This window comes from Streptomyces spiramyceticus (genome assembly GCF_028807635.1).
Taxonomy (GTDB): domain Bacteria; phylum Actinomycetota; class Actinomycetes; order Streptomycetales; family Streptomycetaceae; genus Streptomyces; species Streptomyces spiramyceticus.
On sequence record NZ_JARBAX010000002.1, the window covers coordinates 1,489,999 to 1,510,221 of the forward strand.

The window sequence follows — 20,223 nt, forward strand, 5'->3', positions numbered from 1 at the left end:
ACTTGCGAGCGCCACGCGAGAGGTTGTGACCGGAAGCGGTTCAGCTGCGCCGCGGGAGGCGGTGCAGGCGCACCCCGCTCAGGCGCCCGTCCTCCACGACGGCGGTCATATAGGTGCAGTACGGCTGCCGCCGCCGGTCGGTCGGCGAACCCGGATTCAGCAGTCGCAGACCGCCGGGAGCGGTGCTGTCCCAGGGGATGTGACTGTGGCCGAAGACCAGAACGTCGAGATCGGGGAAGCGCTCCGCGCACCGGCGCTCCCGCCCCTGAGCGGCTCCGGTCTCGTGCACCACACCGAAGCGCAGACCGCCGAACTCGACCCGCGCCACTTCGGGCAGACGCGCCCGCAGGTCGGGGCCGTCGTTGTTGCCGTACACCCCCACGATGAGCCGCGCGTGTGCGTCGAGCAGGTCCAGGGTGGCCGTGTCCACCCAGTCACCGGCATGGATCACGGCGTCGGCCTGCCGCGCCCCCGCGAGGAGTTGCGCGGGGAGTTCCCTGGCGCGAGTGGGCAGGTGGGTGTCGGAAGTCAGCAGCAGGCGCACGCGGCCACGGTAGGCGCGTCGGCCGCGCAGTGACACACCCGGCTCGTATGGTGACAGAATGTAATCAACTGTTTCGCGTGCGATCCGGGGAGTGTGGCAATGGCTCGTATCACCATCAACGGCGTGACCGTGGACCCGTTGGTCCAGTCGCGGGAGATGGCCAGTGCATCGCTGGTCTCCGACGACGCTTCCGCGTCCAACTACCTGCTCGTCCAGACCACGCACGTTCCCTCCGCCGAGGAGAAGCAGCAACTTGCGGCGCTCGGCGTGATGATCCACGAATACGTTCCGGAGAGCACCTACCTGTGCGGCTACCGGCCCTCCGATCTGGAGGCCGTACGCGCACTGCCCTTCGTGGCCTGGGCGGACGTCTATCTCAAGGGCTTCAAAATCGCGCCGTCACTGCGGTCGGACCGCCTGCGGCCGGCCGTCGCCGTCCTGGCCGAGCCCATGGAGGCGGCGGGCCCCGCTCCCCGGACGGTCGATGTCGTCCTGCACGAGGACGTCGACACGGGCTCGGACGGAGTGCGCGAGCGGATTGCCGGGGCCGTCGGTGCCCGCGCCGGCGATGTCCGGCCCAACCGCCGCAAGGTGCGTATGACGGTCCGGGAGGAGGACCTGCCCGCGCTGGCCGACCTCGACGAAGTACAGCATGTCGAGGAGGTCGCCGAGATGGGGCTGCACAACACCCTCGCCGGAACCCTGATGCATAGTCAGATCTCTTTCAACGGCACGAAGTTCCGGGGCGAGGGCCAGGTCGTGGCCGTCGCCGACACCGGCTTCGACCGCGGCTCCACGGCAGACGTGCACCCCGCCTTCACCGGCCGCGTCGTCCGCCTGATCGCCCTCGGCCGTACGAACCCCAAGCAGGTGGACGACCCCGACGGCCACGGAACGCACGTGGCGGGCTCGGTCCTCGGCGACGGTACGTCGGCATCGATGGGCGGCCCGATCACGGGCACGGCGCCCGAGGCACGACTGGTCCTGCAGTCCCTCCTGGACGAGAACGGCAGACTCGGAGGCATCCCGGACGACCTCCGTGACCTGTTCGAGCCGCCCTTCCTGGAGGACGGGGCGCGGATCCACACCAACTCCTGGGGCCCGACCCGCCCGAGTCTGCCGTACGACACCAGAGCGTTCGAGACCGACAAGATGGTCTGGGACAACAAGGAGTACGTCATCTGCTTCTCGGCGGGCAACAGCGGTCACGACCGGGACCGTGACGGCCGTGTCAACCAGGCATCCGTCAGCGGGCAGGCGGGCGCCAAGAACTGCATCACCATCGGCGCCAGCGAAGGCAGCCGCCCCGACATCCCCCTCACCTACGGCCAGCTGAGGCCCACATCCTTCCCCGCCAACCCGATCCGCGACGACCGGCAGGCGAGCAACCCGGCCGGGATGGCGGCGTTCAGCAGCCGTGGCCCGTCCCAGGAAGGCCGCATCAAGCCCGATGTCGTCGGCCCCGGCACCTCGATCCTGTCGGCGCACTCGCGCGCGGCGGGGCCCGACACGCTCTTCGGCGTCTCCTCGGACCCCGCGTTCTTCTTCAGCAGCGGCACCAGCATGTCCACCCCGCTGGTCGCGGGCTGCGTGGCGGTGCTGCGCGAGGCCCTGATGAAGAACGGCACCCCCAGGCCGAGCGCGGCGCTCCTGAAGGCCATGCTGATCAATGGCGCGGTGGACCTCCCAGGCCAGTACAACCCCACCGAGGCGGGCCTCTCCCCGAACAACAACTCCGGCTTCGGCCTCGTCAACCTCGAACGCTCCGTTGTCCTGCCCGGCGACGGCAACCGGGCCGGCTTCGCCGACGAGGAGGAGCTGGAGCAGGGCGAGGAGCGTACGTTCCGTATCAGCGTCCCGGAGCAGGCCGGTCACACCCTGAAGATCACCCTGGTCTGGACCGACCCGCCCGGTCCGGCCCTGCAGAACGACCTCGACCTCATCGTCCGCGCGGGCGCCCAGGAACGCCACGGCAACATGGGCACGGAACCCGGATTCGACCGCGTCAACAACGTCGAGCAGGTCCGCTGGAAGAACATCCCCGCCGGGGACGCAGAGGTCGTGGTCCGCGCCCACCGGATCACCCAGTTCGCCCAGCCGTACGCCGTCGCCTGGCGCCTCTCCTGACGCGTACTCACATGGTGAGCGTGCGGTGTTGATGGACACGCAAGTGCAGTGTGGCCAAGTCGAGCAGGGGCGTGTCGACCGACAGGGCGCGTGCGCGCGTCACCAGGTCGCCGAAGACGTGCTCGACTTCGGCCGCGCGGCCGTCGACGACATCGCGGTACATGGAGGGCGCGAACGAGGACAACGGCTGGGTCACCGTTGCTGTGGTGGCGGCGAGTTCGTCCGCCGGGACGGGGAAACCGGCGGCTGCCGCCACCGCTGCGGCCTCGGCGAGGATGGCGGGACCGAGGCGGGATCCACCGGGGACACCGTCGAACAGCGTGATCAGGGGGCCAAGCGGGTCAACCGGATACGCCGCGAGGAGCTCGACGCACGCTTTCCCGGACTGCTCGACCTGATCCTCCGCGCCGACGCCCCCGGCCAGCCCTGCCGTTGACCCCATGTGATCTCATGACGGGCTTGACCGAGACGAAACACGGAGAGCGACATGACACCGAACGCGTCCATACACACCGGCGGAGTATCACTGCGCACAGCCACCGCAGAAGACGCGGAACCCATCACCAGCGTCTTCCTCGCCTCGCGCGCCGAGGCCATGCCCTACTTGCCGAGGGTGCACAGCGACGAGGACACACTCGCCTGGATCACCCACGTCGTGCTGCCGGGTACCACGGTGTGGGTGGCCGAGGAGGAAGACACCGGGAACCTGTTGGGCTTCGCCTCCCTCGACGGAACAGAGCTCGACCACCTCTACCTTCGTCCCGACGTACGACGCCGGGGCATCGGGTCACTGCTGCTGGAGAAGGCCCGCGAGGCCAGCCCCGTAGAGCTCAACCTGCACGTCTTCCAGCGAAACACCGCCGCCCGGGCTTTCTACGAGCGGTACGGATTCAGCGTGGTCGACTTCAACGACGGCAGCCGGAACGAGGAGAGGGAGCCGGACGTCACGTATCGGTGGACCGCTCAGGGATGAGGGATGTGGCCGACGCGCTGTCGCTGCCGGTGGGCGACGAAGCGTACGACGTGGCCGTCAGCGGGCTGGCGCTCAACTGGTCGGCGAAGCTCCGTGCCGAGTGCTCGCTGTGCGGCCATTGGTGTTCTTCGCCGTCCGTCCGCCCACCGAACTGTTCGCACACTGGTTGACTGGACGGCATGCCGCTCGACGCAGCACTCGCTGGCACAGTGTGACGACGCCCTGGGGCGTCGTGTCGACGGCGCTGCAGCGCGCCGAGGCGTCGCCGATCTTCTTGCCGGGCTTGCCCGACTTGTTCTCGTACAGGTGCGCGTAGACATGCCAGTCGGAGCTGATCTGTACCTGGTCCGGGCGGGTGTCCGACTGCGTCAGTGCCAGCCAGTCGAGGACGATGGCGTCGTCCTTGGGCGCGGGCGGCGGGGCCGGCACCGCCGCATGGGCGTTGGGCACGGAGCCTCCAGGAGATGCGTCGGACCCGCCCGGCCCCAACGGCGTCGACGGGCGAAACGAGCCCACCTCAACGCGCGTAAGCCACTCTCGGATCGTGCCACGGGCGAAGAGTCACCTGGTTGGTGGGCGTGGCCACCCGTTCAGCGGCGCGGCGTACGGGCCGTCAGCCGGGCACTCAGGTCAGCTCGGCGCGGGCCTTCGCGCCCTGCGTACGCAGCCACTGGACCACGTCTTCGGCGTCCTGGGCGCGGGCGATGTCGAGGGGCGTCTTGTCGTCGTAGCCGATCCAGTTGATGTCCGCGCCGTGGCGGTGCAGGTACTGGGCGGTGGGCAGGCGGCCGCCGTGGCAGGCGCCCCAGAAGGCCCGGGTCACTTCGTCCGGGGTCGGCGGTTCCGGCGTTTCGACGAGGGCTTCGACGAGGGCTTCGACTCTGTCGAGCAGGCCGAGAGTGGCTGCGTCCTGCAGGGTCGTACGCGCGCCGTGTTCGATGAGCCGGTGCGCTGCCTGCCACTGTCCGAAGCCGCGGGCGTCGGCGAGCGGTGTGCCACCGCCGATGACGGCACCCGGCGCTTCGATGTCGGCGCCTGCCTCGACGAGTGCGTCGAGTACGGCGATGTCGTTGCTGCTGGCGGCCCAGTGCAGGGGCGTTTCGGTGTGGGCACCGGCGAAGCGGGCATTGGGGTCGGCTCCGGCGGCGACGAGGGCGGCGACCGTCGCAGGACCGTTGGGGAAGTGGCCGGGCCAGTCGGTCGCGATGTGCAGCAGGCTCCGTGTCCCGGCGGCGCAGCCCTCTTCAGTGATCCTCGCAGTGGCCAGGCCGGGGTGGTCGGAAAGCAGCTGCTGGAGCGCCGGGCCGTCACCGGCGCGGATCGCCTTGGTCACCGCGATGGCGAGCGGATCTTGGGAGTTGAGAGTGTCCATGGCTGTCCTCCTGGTCGGTGATGCTCCGATCCTGCCAGCAGGCGATCACGACGGTCGGCGATCCGGCCAAGCCATGCTCGCTGCGAGACTGTCGACCGTAGACCTTCCACCGCACTGGAAGGTCAAGGAGTAGCCTCGGTGGCATGCGCATCGGGGAACTGGCCGCCGCCTGCGGGCTGACCACCAAGACCATCCGGTTCTACGAAGAGACCGGCCTGCTGCCCGCGCCACCGCGAACCCCGGGCGGCTACCGCGACTACCCGCCGGAGACCACACCACGGCTGAAGTTCGTCCGGGACGCTCAGAGCGCCGGGCTCACCCTCGCCGAGATCCGCAGCATCCTCGTCCTGCGCGACTCCGGCGAGGCACCGTGCGTCCATGTGGCCGGCCTGATCGAGGAGCACCTCGCAGACATCGAGCGGCGTATGGCCGAGCTGCGCACGGCGCGCGCCGCATTGCGCGGGCTCGCTCGGCGTGCGGCCGAGACGGATCCGAGCACCTGCGGGGGGACGGACATCTGCCGAATTATCGGTGGCCCTGCGGGAGGCTGACAATCAGTGGGAAACGACCGACGGTGCGCCATGCCGTGAGGTCCGCGAATTACTGCAACTGGTGGCGGACCTCACGGACATATATGACGCGCTCGACCTGAATTCGGTCAGAGGCGACGTACCCGCGCAGCGATCCCATGGCCGAGCAGAAGGTAAATTACGGCGGGCAGGCCGTAATTGAGGAAAACTCTCAGGCCTTCGGTCTCCATCGTGAAGATGTCCTGGGACCAGCCTGCGAGCCAGTCGGCCATGCCGTGCACAAAGCCGACGAAGACATTTCCCTGGTTGGCGTCGAGCAGGTACAGGAGGATCCACAGGCCCAGAAATCCTGCTGCTATGTCCGCGATCGTATGGATCGCCAACGCTGCCCGGTTTACTCCGTCGCCGTCCCGGCTACGGCTATGGGTGTCCCTGTTGGGGTCATACGGGTGGTAGTTGTCGTTTACGGGCATGGGCTCACGGGGATTGTTCATGCCCTCCCTGCTTGCCTGGCGCGAGTACGGGAAACCTCTTTCAAACCTGCGATTTCATAACGGGTCCGGTTTCGGGACTGGCGCCCCAGGCCCTGAGTACGTCGGCCTCCTCCGCGGCCGTGAGTGCGATCGCGTGGCCGGCACCGCGCAGGCGTCCGGCGGTGTCGCGAGCGGTCTCAAAGCGCATCACGTCATGATGCTGCGAGCCTGCCGGGCGCCGTCGAGGCGGCAGCCCACGGTGCCGGCCGAAGTCCTCCCTTGCCGAGCCGGGCGCTCGGCAGGGTCAGTTGGCGGGTGCCTGGTAGAGGCCGCGGCCGGCGCGGTGCGCCCTGGAGGTGGCGACGAGGCGGTCGAGTGTGCTGCGTACGGCGTTGATGCTGTTGGCCGTTTCGTCGCGTCCCAGTGCTTCTGCGACGTCGCGGGCGCGGACGGGGCTCTTGCCGGACTTGGCGAGGAACGCCGCGATCTGCTCGGTGAGGCTCTCGCCGACCTGGGCCGGCATCGCGGGCGGTGCCGTCTTCTTCGCGGGCTTTGCCTTGACGCTCTTCGCCGGGGCGGCCTTCTTCGCCGGACGGCGCTTCTGCTTGACGGGTGCTTCCGCGCTCTTCCGCTTCGCTCCGGAGGACGCCTTGGGGCCGGTGACGAGTTCGGCCTCGGTGCTCGCGGACGGGGCGGGCCTGGCCTCCGGCTCGGGCTGGGGGGCCGGCTCCTGGACTTCCGGTGCGAGGGACAGTGCCTGCAGGGCGCTGAGCGCGCTGCGTACGGATTCCAACCGTTCGGTCACTGCGGCGAGTTCTGACTCCAGCGACTGCTGCTGCTCCTCCAGCCGGGGAAGTTCCGCCTGCAGGAGTGCTGTGGTAGCCGCGACGCTGCCCGGTGTGCTGGTTGTGGAATTCATGGTGTCGCCTTTCTGATTGCGGCCCACTGTTGAGCGTGGTGATCGGTGGCCGTTGAGGGGCAGCCTACGGTTTGTTGTGTTGTGGTGGGAATCCGGTGACAGCAGAGCACTCTTCCGAGGCGGTCATGGAATGGCCGGCTGCCTCCGGCGGTCGATGGCAGAGGCCTTGACAACTCCGTTGGTCTGGACCATTTTTACGGCAACGGTGGCCACCGTTGTCTCGTGCACCCCTCTCGCCATACCCCCACCGGAGGCAGTAGTGGACCGCACCACACGCTCACGAAGATGGTTCGCCAGAGCACTGGCGGTGGTCGCCGCATCCGCGCTCGGCGTTGCCGGACTGACCGGAAGCGCTCAGGCAGCCGACGTCAACGTCGCCAAGAACGGCGGCTTCGAGTCCGGACTCGCCAACTGGACCTGCACGGCCGGCAGCGGGGCCACAGTCTCCAGCCCAGTGCACGGCGGCGCGGCCGCCCTCAGGGCGACCCCAGCCGGGCAGGACAACGCCAAGTGTTCGCAGGCTGTCGCGGTCAAGCCCAACTCGACGTACGTGCTGAGCGCGTGGGTGCAGGGCTCGTACGTGTACCTCGGCGCCGGCGGCACCGGCACGACCGACGTGTCCACCTGGACACCCGGCGCCTCCGGCTGGCAGCAGCTCACCACCAGTTTCACGACCGGGGCGAACACGACCTCCGTCACCGTCTACATGCACGGCTGGTACGGCCAGCCCGCCTACCACGCCGACGACCTGACCGTGGTCGGGCCCGACGGCGGCGGGGGCACCGATCCCGAGCCCGGCATACCGGCCGTGCCCAGCGGGCTCGCGACCGGAGCGACCACGGCATCGTCCGTCGCCCTGTCGTGGAACGGCGTGTCCGGCGCAACCGGCTACAACGTCTACCGGAACGGCACCAAGACCCAGGCGGTTTCCGGGACGTCGGCCACCGTGACCGGGCTCAGCGCCTCGACGTCGTACCAGTTTCAGGTGTCCGCGACCAATGCGGCGGGCGAGTCGGCGAAGTCTGCGGCCGTCACCGGGACGACCACGGGCGGGGGCGGCGACCCGGGCAACCCCAACGTGCCGAAGCACGCGCTGACCGGCTACTGGCAGAACTTCAACAACGGCGCGACCGTCCAGAGGCTGAGCGACGTACAGGCGCAGTACGACATCATCGCGGTCTCCTTCGCCGACGCGACCGCCACACCGGGCGCGGTCACCTTCAACCTCGACTCGTCCGGACTCGGCGGCTACACCGTCGCCCAGTTCAAGGCCGATGTCGCGGCCAAGAAGGCCGCCGGCAAGTCCGTCATCATCTCGATCGGCGGTGAAAAGGGCACCATCACCGTCAACAGCGCGGCCTCCGCGACGAACTTCGCGAACTCGGTGCACGCGCTGATGCAGGAGTACGGCTTCAACGGCGTCGACATCGACCTGGAGAACGGCCTCAACTCCGCTTACATGACGCAGGCGTTGCGTTCGTTGTCACAGAAGGCGGGGTCCGGCCTGGTCATCACCATGGCGCCGCAGACCATCGACATGCAGTCGACGTCGAACGAGTACTTCAAGACGGCGCTCAACATCAAGGACATCCTGACCGTCGTCAACATGCAGTACTACAACAGTGGTTCGATGCTGGGCTGCGACGGCAAGGTCTACTCCCAGGGCTCGGTGGACTTTCTCACCGCGCTCGCCTGCATCCAGCTGGAAGGCGGCCTGGCACCGTCCCAGGTAGGGCTCGGCGTACCGGCCTCGACGAGCGGTGCGGGCAGCGGCTATGTCTCGCCCACGATCGTCAACAACGCCCTGGACTGCCTGACGCGCGGCACCAACTGCGGATCCTTCAAGCCCTCCAAGACCTACCCGAGCCTGCGCGGTGCGATGACCTGGTCCACGAACTGGGACGCGAAGGCCGGCAACGCCTGGTCCAACGCGGTCGGCCCCCACGTCCACAACCTCCCGTAGACGTAAACCTCTCGTAAGCAGCTCCGCCGGTTCAGACGGCCGCGACTGGCGGCGAGGAGAGAATCGCATCAATACGCTGGAGTTCGGCCTCGCCGAACTCCAGCCGTGCGATGGTCTCGACGCTGTTGCGCAACTGCCGGGCGCTGCTCGCACCGACGACTGCGGAGGACACCGTGCCGTCGCGCAGCACCCAGGCGAGTGCCATCTGGGCCAGTGACTGGCCCCGCTCAGCTGCCAGTTCATCGAGCGACCGCAGGCGCGACACCAGCGGCTCCGTCACCGCTTCCGCGGTCAGGAAGGGACTCGTGCCGGCAGCGCGGGAGCCTTCGGGGACGCCGTTCAGGTAGCGGTCCGTGAGGAGTCCCTGGGCCAGTGGCGAGTAGGCGATGGCTCCGGCTCCCACCTCGCGCAGGGTGTTGAGCAGGCCGTCCTCGGGTGCGCGGTCCAGCATCGAGTAGCGGGGCTGATGGATCAGCAGGGGAGTGCCGAGCTCGCGCAGGATCGTCGCGGCCTTGTGTGTCTCCTCGACGGGGTAGTTGGAGATACCCGCGTAGAGCGCTTTCCCCTGCTGGACGGCGGTGTGCAGCGCACCCATCGTCTCTTCCAGGGGCGTGTCGGGGTCGAAGCGGTGCGAGTAGAAGATGTCGACATGGTCGAGCCTCATCCGGCGCAGGCTCTGGTCGAGTGACGCGAGCAGAGACTTCCGCGAGCCCCACTCCCCGTAGGGGCCCGGCCACATCAGATGTCCGGCCTTCGTGGAGATGACGACCTCGTCCCTGTACGGCGCGAAGTCCTCGGCGAAGAGGCGCCCGAAAACGGTCTCGGCCTCTCCCGGTGGGGGACCGTAGTTGTTGGCGAGGTCGAAGTGGGTGACCCCCAGGTCGAAGGCGCACCTCATGATCTCGCGCTGTGCGTCGAGGCTGCGGTCGCTTCCGAAGTTGTGCCAGAGGCCGAGCGAGAGTGCTGGGAGTTTGAGTCCACTGCGGCCGATACGGCGGTACGGCATGGTGTCGTACCGGCTGGGGTGGGCGGTGTACACGTTGGTCTCCTCTGCGCGTGTGCTCGGGGTGCGGGTGCGCCGGAACGCTGCGCGTCCCAAGCGTGTCGGATCCGCCGCCATCCCGTCCAACAGAAGAATGTGAAGGGTTCCAGAAGCTACCCTTCTGAATCATGGAGCTGCGACACCTTGAGTACTTCGTCACCGTGGCCGAGGAATGCCACTTCACCAGGGCCGCACAGAGGCTCATGGTGTCTCAGTCAGGGCTCTCGGCCTCCGTTCGGGAACTGGAGCGTGAACTCGGCACCGCGCTGTTCGCCCGTACGACCCGCTCGGTCGGACTGACCGAAGCGGGGCGCGCGTTGCTGGCCGAGGCGCGGCGCACCCTCGCCGCCGCCCGCGCCGCCAAGGACGCCGTGGCCGCGGTCCAGGGACTCCTGCGCGGAACGCTCACCGTGGGCACCGAGCAGTGCATCGCGGGTGTGCATGTCCCCGGGCTGCTGGCGCGCTTCCACCAGCGGCATCCGCAGGTGGAGATCCGGCTGCGTCAGGCCGGCTCCGCGCAGCTCATCGAGGAGGTCGGCGGCGGCCGGCTCGACCTGGCTTTCGCCATCGACTGCGGGGACACACCCCGGACCGTACGGATGCTGCCGCTCACGGACGAGCCCATGATGCTGCTCTGCCACAGCGATCATGCGCTCGGTGGAGCGGCGGAAGTGTCCTGGCACGAGCTGCGTGACGAGCCGTTCATCGACTTCCACTCAGACTGGGGGCCGCGCAGGGTCGGCGACGCGGCGTTCGCCGCCGCCGGAATCGGCCGCCAGGTGTCCCTGGAAGTCAACGACGTCCACAGCCTGCTGGAGCTCGTCCATGAGTCGCTGGGTGTCGCGCTCGTTCCCCAGCACTTCGCGAGGAAACCGGAGGCGAAGGGGCTGCGCGCCGTACCGCTGGCCGGTGCGGGGCAGCTGACGTACAACAGCGTGACGGCCCTGCCGCAGGAGGAGTCCACAAGCCCGGCGGCCCGTGGGCTTCTCCGGCTGCTGGACGAAGCCAGGGCTGTCGTTTCGTAAGGGCATACCGCGAGTAGGTTCCGGGCACGGACGAGCGATCTGTGGTCAAGGGGTCACGGCTGCGTTGTCGCGCCCGCCACATGGGTATCCCTAACCGGCGAAGGACCCACCAGCCCAAAAGGGGCCCTTCGCCCACCAAGAGCGAGGTGTGCGCAATGAGCGAGAAGGAATCCCGTAAGCGCGGGAACGAGCCCAGGCCACGCAGTGAAAAGGGCCCCGGCGCCCACTCCGGCGCCGAGCGTCAGGCGCAGGACCGGGTCGTACCCGGCACGGCGAGCGCCCGCGAGGGGTACCAGACAGAAGGCGGAACGGCCGGCGGCGAAAGCCTCGCCGGCGTGGAGTCGCACGACGAAAAGCGTGGTGCGCAACGCTCCGCCAAGGGCGATGTCACTCACACCCCCGCCAAGCGAAAGCGCCACAGGTGACCTCGGGGAACGGGGCCGCCGTGATCACCGGAGAACACGTACGGGATCTCCTGCGCTGACGTACGGACCACCCCACGCTGGTCGTCATCCAAGGCCGGGCCCAGGTGGGGGGCGAGCATCCGAGAGTGTGTCCGCACTACACGCTGACGACGATCTTGCCGCGTACGTGACCCTCCATCAGGTAATCGACGGCCTCGGGGACATCCGCCAGCGGGTAGGTCCGGTCGATGACCGGTGTCACCGAGCCGGCCTCGATGAGCTCTGTGAGGTGCTCAAGGTCGGTGTGGGGCAGATCCATGGCGGCCAGTCCGCGGAGCCGCTGGCCGATGAACGGCGACATCAGCAGCGCCCGCAGCTGCCGGTCGTTGCCGCCGATCCAGTTGCCGCCGCCCTCGCCGCCGATGATGACGAGGGTGCCGCGGGGGTTGAGGGCGCGGCGGAGTCCGGAGAGGGGGCGGTTGCCGGCGGTGTCGAGGACGAGGTCGTAGCGGCGGGCGCCGTCGGTGGGGTCTTCGCGTGTGTAGTCGATGACCTCGTCGGCGCCGACGGAGCGGACCAGGTCCGCCTTGGCGGCGCTGCAGACGCCGGTGACGTGGGCTCCGAAGGCCTTGGCCAGTTGTACCGCGAAGTGGCCTGTCCCGCCGCCCGCGCCAATCACGAGGACGGTCTGACCGGCCTTCAGCCGTCCGGCGTTGCGCACGGCCTGAAGAGCGGTGCAGGCGGAAACCGGAACGGCGGCCGCCTGTTCGAAGGTGAGGTTCACCGGCTTCCGCGCGATGTTTCCCTCCTTGGCGCAGGCGTACTCGGCGAACGCCCCGTCGCAGGTGCCGTACACCTCGTCGCCCGGCCGGAAGCGGGTGACGTCCGGGCCGACGGCCTCCACGCGTCCCGCGAGGTCCTGGCCGCGGACGCGGTCCTTGGGCGCCCGCAGGCCGAAGCCCATGGCGCGGATCAGGTACGGCATGCCCGCCATGAGGTGCCAGACGCCGGGGTCTACGGCGGCCGCGTGGACCCGTATGAGCACCTCGCCGCTGCCGGGCACCGGCTGAGCGATCTCTTCCAGGCGCAGCACCGACGACGGTCCGTAGGCGCCATGAGTGATGGCCTTCATTGGGTCTCTCCCGCGTTGTTGTGGGGGTACTGGAACACTGCGTCGAGCGGTACACCGAATACACGGGCGATCTGGAAGGCCATCTCCAGAGAGGGTGAGTAGCGGCCCTGTTCGATGGCGATGACGGTCTGGCGGGAGACGCCGATGCGGCCGGCGAGCTCGGCCTGCGTCATCTCGCCGTGGGTGAAGCGCAGGGCTCGGATCGCATTGGTGACCCTGGTCGGCTTCACCACGGGTGGAAGCCCAGCCGGTACGAGACGATCTTCGTCACGGATCCGAGGAGCGACGACAGGACGAACGCCAGGTAGATCGCGTTGGCGATCCAGAACTGGTCGAGGCCGGCCATGGCCAGGGCGAGCCCGGCCACGCCGCCGATCACGACGAACGACTGTCCGATGTGCTCGCCGAAGCGGTGGATCTCCCGGTCGCGCTGGTCCTTGGTGTTCGCGTCCTCGGGCGAGAACGTCGCCAGCGCGATGTGGAGCACGATGGACGCGGCGATCGCCGCGCCGACCGTCCACAGCAGCGCGGACACATAAGGCGTGTCGGCGAGGGGTGCGTCTCCGGGCCGCCCGAGGACGACCGCCAGGTAGATCGCGTACGACGCGACCGTGACCAGGAGCATGCTCCAGGCGCGTTTCTCTTCGAAGGCCACTCGGCTCACTCGCTCCCCATGTAAAGAAAACCTGACACACTGGAGTGTCAAGCAGTCTCAACACGATGTCAAGTGTTCTTTACTTCGCGGAGCGCGAGGCCCTCTCCAGGAGCAGTTTTCGCTCACGTGCGTTGCGGGTCAGCGACGCCGCCCTCTCGAATTCCCTGCGCGCTTCCTCGCCCCGCCCGAGGCGCTCCAGCAGATCCCCCCGGACGCTCGGCAGCAAGTGGTAGGCCCTCAGGGCTGGTTCGTCCGCCAGAGCGTCCACCAGCTTCAGGCCGGCCGCGGGGCCCTCCGACATGGAGACGGCGACCGCCCGGTTCAACTCGACCACCGGGGACGGAGTCAGCGTCATCAGCCGGCCGTACAGCGCGGCGATCGTCGCCCAGTCCGTGTCCTCGTACCGGACCGCCTGCGCGTGGCACGCGGCGATCGCGGCCTGGACGGAGTACGGGCCGTGGCCCGCGCGCTCCAGGGCCTCGATGCCACGGCGGATGAGCATGCGGTTCCATCTGGACCGGTTCTGGTCGGCGAGCAGCACCGGCTCGCCGTCCGGTCCCGTGCGGGCCGCGATGCGGGAGGCCTGGAACTCCAGGAGCGCGGCCAGGCCGTGGACTTCGGGCTCCCTGGGCATCAGGCCCGCCAGAATGCGGACCAGGCGGAGCGCGTCCTCGCACAGGGCCGGGCGCACCAGGTCGTCGCCGACCGTCGCGGAGTACCCCTCGTTGAAGACGAGGTAGATGACTTCGAGGACCGACGAGAGGCGGGCGGCCCGGTCGGCGCCGTACGGGACCTCGAACGGGACGCCGGCCTTGGCGAGCGTGCGCTTCGCGCGCACGATGCGCTGCGCGACTGTCGCCTCGGACGTCAGGAACGCGCGGGCGATCTCCTCCGTCGTCAGTCCGCCCAGGAGCTTCAGCGCGAGCGCGATCCTGGCCTGTGTCGACAGCACGGGATGGCAGGCGGTGAAGATCAGCCGCAGTAGGTCGTCGTCGATGCCGTCGGGGTCCGTGGCGTCCGCCGGCTCGGGCGGAGGCACGTCCTCCAGGGTCCGCCCGACCTCCGCCAGCTTGCGCGCGTACGTCTCCTTGCGGCGTACGAGATCGATCGCGCGGTGCTTGGCGGTGGCCATGAGCCAGGCGCCCGGCTTGTCCGGGACACCTGACTCCGGCCACTGCTCCAGTGCGGCGACCAGAGCGTCCTGCGCGAGCTCCTCGGCGATGCCCACGTCCCGCACGATGCGGGTGACACCTGCGATGATCCGCGCGGACTCGATCCTGAACACCGTTTCGACCGTCTCGGTCGCGCTTGCTGCCGTCACGGCCACCCATCAGAGCAGGGGTGGCGGGGCGGGGCAAGCGGGGGCGGATCAGGCCTCGGCGATCTCGCGGACCTCGGCCGTGATGGTCCAGTAGTCCTCGTGGGTCTGCAGGAACCGCTTGGTCCACTCCAGGGCCTCGGCTTTGTCCTTGGCCTGCACGATGGAGTAGCCCCCGATGACTTCCTTGCTCTCGGTGAAGGGCCCGTCGGTGTAGCTGAGCTTGCCGCCGGACCAGGTGACCCGGGTGCCCTCGGAGGTCGGGGCGAGGCCCGCCGTGTCCAGCATGACCCCGGCCTTGGTGATCTCCTCGAGCAGTGCGCCCATACGCTCCATGAGCTCGGGGCTGGGTCCTTCGGCGGGGACGTTCTGCTCGTCGATGCGGATCAATGTCAGGAAGCGCGGCATGGTGACCTCCTCGGTCGGGAGGGCGGGGGCTTTCCCTGCCTCTCACCCTTGCGTCGAACGGGAGACGGCCGGATCGACAGCTTCCCCGGAATTCTTCCGAGATTTTCCGGGGCCGCCACGCGATCAGCCCCGCTGGATTCCGTCGGTGTCGAGCAGCAGTCCTCTGAGGCCGTCCTGGGTCTGGGCGAGGATGGCGTTTCCGCGTTGTTCGACGGCGAGGTACCAGGTGCCCGGTGTCAGTTCTGCCACTGGTGTCAGTGAGCCGTCCTCGCTCAGGAGCTGCTGGGGCTCCGGTACGGCGAACCAGAACAGTGTGAAGTCCGGCTCCGGAGAGGCGGCCACCGCACCGGCCAGGCGCTTCGCCTTGCGCACGGTCTGCTGGGCACGGCTTTCCGCCACGCCGCTGTCGCCGCGCTGGATTCCGTCGGTGTCGAGCAGCAGTCCTCTGAGGCCGTCCTGGGTCTGGGCGAGGATGGCGTTTCCGCGTTGTTCGACGGCGAGGTACCAGGTGCCCGGTGTCAGTTCTGTCCCTGGTGGCAGTGAGCCGTCCGGGTTCTTCAGCGGACGCGGCACCGGTACGGCGAACCAGAACGGCTGGAAACCGGACTTTGCGGCTGCTGCCGTGTCCACGCCGCTGTCGCCGCGCTGGATCCCGTCGGTGTCGAGCAGGAATCCTCTGAGGCCGTCCTGGGTCTGGGCGAGGATGGCGTTTCCGCGTTGTTCGACGGCGAGGTACCAGGTGCCCGGCGTCAGTTCTGCCACTGGTGTCAGCGAGCCGTCCTCGCCCATGAGCGGACGCGGCACCGGTACGGCGAACCAGAACAGCTTGAAGTCCGGTTCGGGACGGGCCGTCACGGCGTTCGCGAGGCGCTGCGCCGTCTCCACCGTCTGCCGGGCGCGGCGTTCCGCCTCCCGGCGCAGCTCCTCGTTCTCCAGACGCAACTGCTCCGCGCGCTTCTCCATCTGTACGAGCCGCATCTCGGCCTCCCTGTGCCGGAAGATGAGGCTTGACCGGTCGGGCGCGAAGGGCGGTGCGGCAGCCCCGGGCTCTGCAGCACGGTTACGCGCGATGGCGATGAGGCCGCCCGTGTTCCGGTTGCGCTGCTGCGGCAACGGCCGGGACTTGCTGGTGAGCCTCCGATGAAGGTGCCGGTAGAGGGTGTCCATGTCGAGCGGGTCGGGCCTGCCCGGGATGCCCTCGTTCAGGGTGGTGATCAGTTCACCGGTGAAGGCGGTGTACGTCTCCCCGGGAGGGGCCAGCGCCGGACGGGTCTCGGCGGACGCCGTGAGCAGGCACGTACCCTCAACGACGGCCTGGTCCGCGATGTGCGCGCTCGCGCTCATCCTGCCGAGCAGCGCGCGTCCGCTGTAGCAGCAGTCGAGGATCACCACCGTACGACGGGCACGCGCCTGCGGGTCCAGCACTGCCCGGCGCAGATACTCGTACCGCAGCGAGGTGTACTCGCGGTCGCGGTCCGAGTCGGGCAGGGCCAGATACAGCTCGTCGGTGTGAAGGTCTGTCAGGCCGTGCCCCGCGTAGTAGACGAGCAAGGTGTCCTGGGCCCGGCGGGCCCTCTCGCGCACGGTGTCCAGCACGTGCCCCGCACTGGCGGGCTGCGAGATCACCGTGCATGCCCCGGCGGGCAGCCCCCACACCGCGGGGTCGGTCAGGGCATTCCGCAGCCCTTCCAGGTTGCGGGCGACCGCCGGCAGGTTCTCCAGTTCGGCGTAGTCATGGACGCCCACCAGTACGGCTTCCGAGTGAGCCGGGTCCGACAATAAGGCCACGGTTACTCGCCGTCTCCGTCCGTCGAGGCGGGCGAGGGCCCGGTGTTCTCGTTCCAGAGCTTGAGGATCTGTTCGACCGTTTCGGGCGAGGCGCCTTCCAGGGTGACCACTACGCCGTTGCGTTCGAGCCGTACCTGCGGCGGGCGCGGACGGGAGCCCCGCCACGTGACCACGGCGGTGATCAGGCTGCCCAGCGCGATGCCGTTGGCGAGCACGACGTTGACGATGTCCAGGGCTCCGCCCATGTGACCCTGACCCGGCTGCCCGGACTTGGTGGTCACCTCTGCGCAGCCGCGCAGCTCGGGTTCCGCTGTCAGCCAGCGGTACAACGACGTCGCGGACTCGGCGAGGTCAGCGCTGTGTGCGTCCTCCGTGCCGTTGCCGGCCGTGCCGTTGCTGAACGTGAGATTGAACTCCACGCCCCTGGTTCCTTCCCCCGACAGTGCTCAGAAGTGCTCATCGTAGAGGTCGGCCTGCGCGAGTACCGGCGTTTCCGGGGGCCCCGTGGCATCGGTCTTGCGGCTGGTACGACGGGCCAGGACACCGCGGTCGCTGCAGTGAGCCACCAGAACGCATTGCTGCGAGAAGACAGCCGAACTGCCCAACTACGAAGAAACAGAAGGGCTCAACCCCGAGGGCAGCGAGTTCTGCGTACTGCGCAGCGCCGAGGACCGGAAGGCGGGCGAGGCCGAAGACGCCCCGCACACGCGTAGCTGAGGCAGTTGCTGCCACCGTCACGGGCGTTGAGCCATCCGCAGCACGTCGCCCGGGCGATCGGCGCCGCCACCTCCGGCGACTGCGCTACTTTTCGTACGCCGATCCGTACCGAAAGTGAGTGTTTGTCATGAGTGAGTACGACGAGTACCCCACCCCGTCGCAGGCTGAGGGCGAGGACGACAATCCGGCCGAGGAGCAGCACCCCAGTACTCCCAGACTCACTCCGTCCCAGGCAGAAGGCGAGCGTACGGAGGACGACGAGACCTGATCGCACCTGCCGGAGCCTTGGAGATCTAACGGCATCTCGCCCCGCGGGATGCCGATCTCCTTCTTCCCCGCTGCCGTACGAGGCAAGCCTGAAAAATCACTTGATCCAACTGATTACAGTTTCGGCATGACGACGACACTCCGCCTGGCGGAGATCACTGACGACAACTTCGACGCCGCGATCGGCCTGAAGGTACGCCCCGACCAGGAGCACCTGGTCGCACCCGTCATCAGGTCCCTGGCCGAGGCGTACGTGAACCCGGACACAGCCTGGCCTCGCCTCATCCTCGACGGCGACCGGCCCGTCGGCTTCCTCATGGCCTTCATCGACAGAGACTTCGCCGGCGACGGCAAGGGCACCGATATCCGCTCGGGCCTGTGGCGCCTCAACATCGCCGCAGGCGAACAGGGCCGCGGCTACGGCCGCTTCGCCGTCCAATCGGTGGCCGATGAAATCCGCCGCCGCGGCGGCACCCGTCTCACCACCACCTGGCTCCCGGGCGACGACGGCCCCGAGGGCTTCTACCTGGGGCTCGGGATCCGGCCGACGGGGGAAATGAGCGGGGACCAGAAGGTCGGGGAATTGGAATTGGGGGAGGTTCAGCGCTGATAGAGGCCGAAGAATGTGCCGCTGGCCAATTGCCGGTCGTCCACTGCGGCGTGCACGTCATCGGCGCTCGCGTTGTCGCCCAGAGCGGTCGGCTCCGGGAGTGCGTAGATGCGGAAGAAGTACCGGTGCGCCTTGTCGCCGGCGGGAGGACGCGGTCCGCCCCACCCGCGGTCGCCGAAGCCGTTGAGCCGTTCCTTTCCGCCGCGTGGCGTCTGCCCGGCCTCCACACCGTCGCTCGCGGGGTCGATGCCTGTGACCAGCCAGTGCATGAAGGTCCCGCTGGGCGCGTCGGGGTCCTCACACAGCAACAGCAGCTCCGAAGTGCCATCGGGCACACCGGACCAGGACAGATCGGGGGAGACGTCTTCTCCGTCCTTGGAATAGCGGCGCGGGATGAGCGCCCCGTCGTTGAATGCGGAACTCTTGAGTTCGATTCCAGCCATGCAAGCAGTGGTACCCCGCCCTGGCGCAGGTCTGCGGAGCCGGTCGGCAAAATGCACCGAGTGGCGCAGAGCTTGTCGACGAACGCTCGGTGCGGACTGTCCCGATCACAACACTCGGTTGAAGTCCTCTCGCCTGCATGGCGTTTCTGCCCGTCCCTGCCCCGTCGGGCAGGGACAATCACCGTCGACCCGCACGACGTGGGGCTCGCTACCCGTTTTTCATGAGGGAGATCGACATGGCCACCGGCACTGTGAAGTGGTTCAACGCGGAAAAGGGCTTCGGCTTCATCGAGCAGGACGGCGGCGGCCCCGACGTGTTCGTCCATTACTCGGCCATTGCCAGCAGCGGGTACCGCGAGCTCAACGAGGGCCAGAAGGTCCAGTTCGACGTCACCCAGGGACCGAAGGGCCCGCAGGCGGAAAACGTCACGCCCGCCTGAACCGGCCTGCGCGCCGGATCACCGCAGTAAGGCCGTCGGTCACTGCACGACGAGCACGGCCACCCCGGTGAGCCGACCGGCCCCCAGATCGTCCAGGGCCCGGTCGGCCCGCCGCATCGGATAGCTCGTCACCCGGACGGTGGGTCGCAGCCGCGCTGCCTCGGCGAGGTACGCGCGGCCGTCCTCGCGGGTGTTGGCGGTGACGCTTCGCACAGTCCGTTCCTGGAACAAGTGGCGGGCGTATTCGAGCGGGGGGATGGCGCTCAGGTGGATCCCGGCGATCGCGAGCGTGCCGCCCCGGTCCAGCGCCGACAGCGCCACCGGCACCAGGTGCCCGGCCGGTGCGAACAGGATCGCGGCGTCCAGCGGCTCCGGTGGTGCGCCGGCTCCGGCTGATGCCGCCCCCAGTTCCAGGGCCAGCCGCTGCGCCGTAGGTGACCGCGTGACGACGTGGACGTCGGCACCCCGGGCGATGGCGAGCTGGGCGGTCAGGTGTGCGGAGGCGCCGAATCCGTAGATGCCCAGCCGGCCGCCCGGCGGCAGGTCGGCCCGCTGGAGAGCCCGGTAGCCGATGATTCCCGCGCACAACAGGGGTGCGGCTTCCTCGTCGTTCCACCCTTCCGGAAGGCGGTAGGCGAACCGGGCGTCCACGACGAGGTGTTCGGCGAATCCGCCGTCGATGTCCCAGCCGGTGTAGCGCGAGCTCGGGCACAGGTTTTCGCGCCCCGTACGGCAGTAGCGGCACTCACCGCAGGTTCCCGCCAGCCAGGCGGCCCCCACCCGGTCACCGGGGCGGAAGTCCTGGACGGCGTGTCCGGCATCGACAACCTCGCCGACCACCTCGTGGCCCGGCGTGCACTGTGGCTTGCGAGGGGCCAGGTCGCCTTCGGCCAGGTGCAGGTCGGTCCGGCACACCCCACAGGTGCGCACGCGCACCAGCAGTTCGTACGGTCCGGGCTGGGCAATCCGGCGCTCCACCAGGCGCAGCGGGGCGGACGAGATCGGACCCGGGCGCTCCACGACCCAGGCGGACGTCGCCCCACGGCTTGGTGGCGCCATCGTCGGTCTCCTGT

Annotated in this window: 24 protein-coding genes and 4 pseudogenes; 9 read left to right on the plus strand and 19 right to left on the minus strand. The window is 68.8% G+C overall.

All coding sequences use genetic code 11. From position 1 onward, the window contains the following. Positions 1-40 precede the first annotated feature (40 nt). Complete coding sequence (locus PXH83_RS30195) at positions 41-544, minus strand: metallophosphoesterase family protein (protein ID WP_274564652.1); 504 nt, start codon at positions 542-544, stop codon at positions 41-43. Positions 545-643: 99 nt separating this feature from the next. Here PXH83_RS30195 and PXH83_RS30200 point away from each other — a divergent pair, with 99 nt between their 5' ends. Further along, entirely contained in the window at positions 644-2,671 is a 2,028-nt protein-coding gene (locus PXH83_RS30200) for a S8 family serine peptidase (protein ID WP_274564653.1), read from the plus strand. Positions 2,672-2,678: 7 nt separating this feature from the next. Here the strand turns inward: PXH83_RS30200 and PXH83_RS30205 are convergent, their stop codons facing one another. Next, complete coding sequence (locus PXH83_RS30205) at positions 2,679-2,999, minus strand: ketopantoate reductase C-terminal domain-containing protein (protein ID WP_274565214.1); 321 nt, start codon at positions 2,997-2,999, stop codon at positions 2,679-2,681. A 159-nt stretch (positions 3,000-3,158) separates the two neighbouring features. On the opposite strand from PXH83_RS30205, the gene PXH83_RS30210 reads away from it, so the two are divergent. Beyond that, entirely contained in the window at positions 3,159-3,644 is a 486-nt protein-coding gene (locus PXH83_RS30210) for a GNAT family N-acetyltransferase (RefSeq protein WP_274564654.1), read from the plus strand. 72 nt (positions 3,645-3,716) lie between these two features. Here the strand turns inward: PXH83_RS30210 and PXH83_RS30215 are convergent, their stop codons facing one another. Next, the gene (locus PXH83_RS30215) at positions 3,717-4,094 is read right to left on the minus strand and encodes a hypothetical protein (protein ID WP_274564655.1); all 378 of its coding nucleotides are present in this window, start codon (positions 4,092-4,094) and stop codon (positions 3,717-3,719) included. A 175-nt stretch (positions 4,095-4,269) separates the two neighbouring features. Then, positions 4,270-5,016, minus strand: coding sequence for an ankyrin repeat domain-containing protein (locus PXH83_RS30220; RefSeq protein ID WP_274564657.1), 747 nt, complete (start codon positions 5,014-5,016; stop codon positions 4,270-4,272). A 143-nt stretch (positions 5,017-5,159) separates the two neighbouring features. Between PXH83_RS30220 and PXH83_RS30225 the strand changes: the two genes are divergently transcribed. Beyond that, a complete protein-coding gene (locus tag PXH83_RS30225; RefSeq protein WP_274564658.1) occupies positions 5,160-5,567 on the plus strand; it encodes a heavy metal-responsive transcriptional regulator in 408 nt (135 codons plus the stop codon). 107 nt (positions 5,568-5,674) lie between these two features. Here the strand turns inward: PXH83_RS30225 and PXH83_RS30230 are convergent, their stop codons facing one another. After that, complete coding sequence (locus tag PXH83_RS30230; RefSeq protein WP_274565215.1) at positions 5,675-6,019, minus strand: hypothetical protein; 345 nt, start codon at positions 6,017-6,019, stop codon at positions 5,675-5,677. A gap of 304 nt (positions 6,020-6,323) precedes the next feature. Further along, positions 6,324-6,938, minus strand: coding sequence for a hypothetical protein (locus tag PXH83_RS30235; protein WP_274564659.1), 615 nt, complete (start codon positions 6,936-6,938; stop codon positions 6,324-6,326). A 259-nt stretch (positions 6,939-7,197) separates the two neighbouring features. Here PXH83_RS30235 and PXH83_RS30240 point away from each other — a divergent pair, with 259 nt between their 5' ends. Further along, complete coding sequence (locus tag PXH83_RS30240; RefSeq protein ID WP_338054746.1) at positions 7,198-8,901, plus strand: chitinase; 1,704 nt, start codon at positions 7,198-7,200, stop codon at positions 8,899-8,901. Positions 8,902-8,932: 31 nt separating this feature from the next. Here the strand turns inward: PXH83_RS30240 and PXH83_RS30245 are convergent, their stop codons facing one another. Next, a complete protein-coding gene (locus PXH83_RS30245) occupies positions 8,933-9,940 on the minus strand; it encodes an aldo/keto reductase (RefSeq protein ID WP_274564660.1) in 1,008 nt (335 codons plus the stop codon). A 131-nt stretch (positions 9,941-10,071) separates the two neighbouring features. Here PXH83_RS30245 and PXH83_RS30250 point away from each other — a divergent pair, with 131 nt between their 5' ends. Further along, a complete protein-coding gene (locus tag PXH83_RS30250; protein ID WP_274564661.1) occupies positions 10,072-10,968 on the plus strand; it encodes a LysR family transcriptional regulator in 897 nt (298 codons plus the stop codon). Between the two features lie 155 nt (positions 10,969-11,123). Continuing rightward, positions 11,124-11,393, plus strand: a complete 270-nt coding sequence (locus tag PXH83_RS30255) for a hypothetical protein (RefSeq protein WP_274564663.1) — start codon at positions 11,124-11,126, stop codon at positions 11,391-11,393. 136 nt (positions 11,394-11,529) lie between these two features. Here PXH83_RS30255 and PXH83_RS30260 read toward each other — a convergent pair whose 3' ends face one another. From PXH83_RS30260 to PXH83_RS30305, 10 genes and pseudogenes are all read right to left on the minus strand, one after another. Beyond that, a complete protein-coding gene (locus PXH83_RS30260) occupies positions 11,530-12,504 on the minus strand; it encodes an NAD(P)-dependent alcohol dehydrogenase (RefSeq protein WP_274564664.1) in 975 nt (324 codons plus the stop codon). Beyond that, on the minus strand, positions 12,501-12,737 hold the full coding sequence (locus PXH83_RS30265; RefSeq protein ID WP_214921761.1) for a helix-turn-helix transcriptional regulator: 237 nt from the start codon (positions 12,735-12,737) through the stop codon (positions 12,501-12,503). The genes PXH83_RS30260 and PXH83_RS30265 overlap by 4 nt, the downstream gene beginning before the upstream one ends. Further along, positions 12,731-13,159, minus strand: a complete 429-nt coding sequence (locus PXH83_RS30270) for a hypothetical protein (protein WP_274564665.1) — start codon at positions 13,157-13,159, stop codon at positions 12,731-12,733. Before PXH83_RS30270 ends, PXH83_RS30265 begins: the two co-directional genes overlap by 7 nt. Before the next feature lie 79 nt (positions 13,160-13,238). Continuing rightward, positions 13,239-14,480, minus strand: a complete 1,242-nt coding sequence (locus tag PXH83_RS30275; RefSeq protein WP_274564667.1) for an RNA polymerase sigma factor — start codon at positions 14,478-14,480, stop codon at positions 13,239-13,241. Positions 14,481-14,528: 48 nt separating this feature from the next. Then, positions 14,529-14,885, minus strand: a complete 357-nt coding sequence (locus PXH83_RS30280) for a YciI family protein (protein ID WP_274564669.1) — start codon at positions 14,883-14,885, stop codon at positions 14,529-14,531. A 123-nt stretch (positions 14,886-15,008) separates the two neighbouring features. After that, positions 15,009-15,221 (minus strand): annotated as a pseudogene (locus tag PXH83_RS30285) (hypothetical protein); the annotation flags it as partial. Between the two features lie 72 nt (positions 15,222-15,293). Further along, positions 15,294-15,485: pseudogene (locus PXH83_RS30290) on the minus strand (hypothetical protein); the annotation flags it as partial. Positions 15,486-15,524: 39 nt separating this feature from the next. After that, positions 15,525-15,728, minus strand: a pseudogene (locus PXH83_RS30295) (hypothetical protein); the annotation flags it as partial. A gap of 279 nt (positions 15,729-16,007) precedes the next feature. Beyond that, positions 16,008-16,673, minus strand: a pseudogene (locus PXH83_RS30300) (caspase family protein); the annotation flags it as partial. Positions 16,674-16,675: 2 nt separating this feature from the next. Then, positions 16,676-17,092 carry an effector-associated constant component EACC1 gene (locus PXH83_RS30305; RefSeq protein WP_274564671.1) on the minus strand — a complete coding sequence of 139 codons (417 nt, stop codon included), beginning with the start codon at positions 17,090-17,092 and terminating at the stop codon, positions 16,676-16,678. Positions 17,093-17,517: 425 nt separating this feature from the next. On the opposite strand from PXH83_RS30305, the gene PXH83_RS30310 reads away from it, so the two are divergent. Next, complete coding sequence (locus PXH83_RS30310) at positions 17,518-17,658, plus strand: hypothetical protein (protein WP_274564673.1); 141 nt, start codon at positions 17,518-17,520, stop codon at positions 17,656-17,658. Between the two features lie 126 nt (positions 17,659-17,784). Beyond that, a complete protein-coding gene (locus tag PXH83_RS30315) occupies positions 17,785-18,267 on the plus strand; it encodes a GNAT family N-acetyltransferase (RefSeq protein WP_274564674.1) in 483 nt (160 codons plus the stop codon). On the opposite strand, the gene PXH83_RS30320 is transcribed toward PXH83_RS30315, so the two are convergent. Then, positions 18,258-18,710 carry a YbhB/YbcL family Raf kinase inhibitor-like protein gene (locus tag PXH83_RS30320; RefSeq protein WP_274564675.1) on the minus strand — a complete coding sequence of 151 codons (453 nt, stop codon included), beginning with the start codon at positions 18,708-18,710 and terminating at the stop codon, positions 18,258-18,260. The genes PXH83_RS30315 and PXH83_RS30320 overlap by 10 nt on opposite strands. Before the next feature lie 236 nt (positions 18,711-18,946). Between PXH83_RS30320 and PXH83_RS30325 the strand changes: the two genes are divergently transcribed. Next, positions 18,947-19,150: a cold-shock protein gene (locus tag PXH83_RS30325; protein WP_214921741.1), complete on the plus strand. Its 204-nt coding sequence runs from the start codon at positions 18,947-18,949 to the stop codon at positions 19,148-19,150. 39 nt (positions 19,151-19,189) lie between these two features. On the opposite strand, the gene PXH83_RS30330 is transcribed toward PXH83_RS30325, so the two are convergent. Next, entirely contained in the window at positions 19,190-20,209 is a 1,020-nt protein-coding gene (locus PXH83_RS30330; protein WP_274564676.1) for a zinc-dependent alcohol dehydrogenase family protein, read from the minus strand. Positions 20,210-20,223 lie beyond the last annotated feature (14 nt).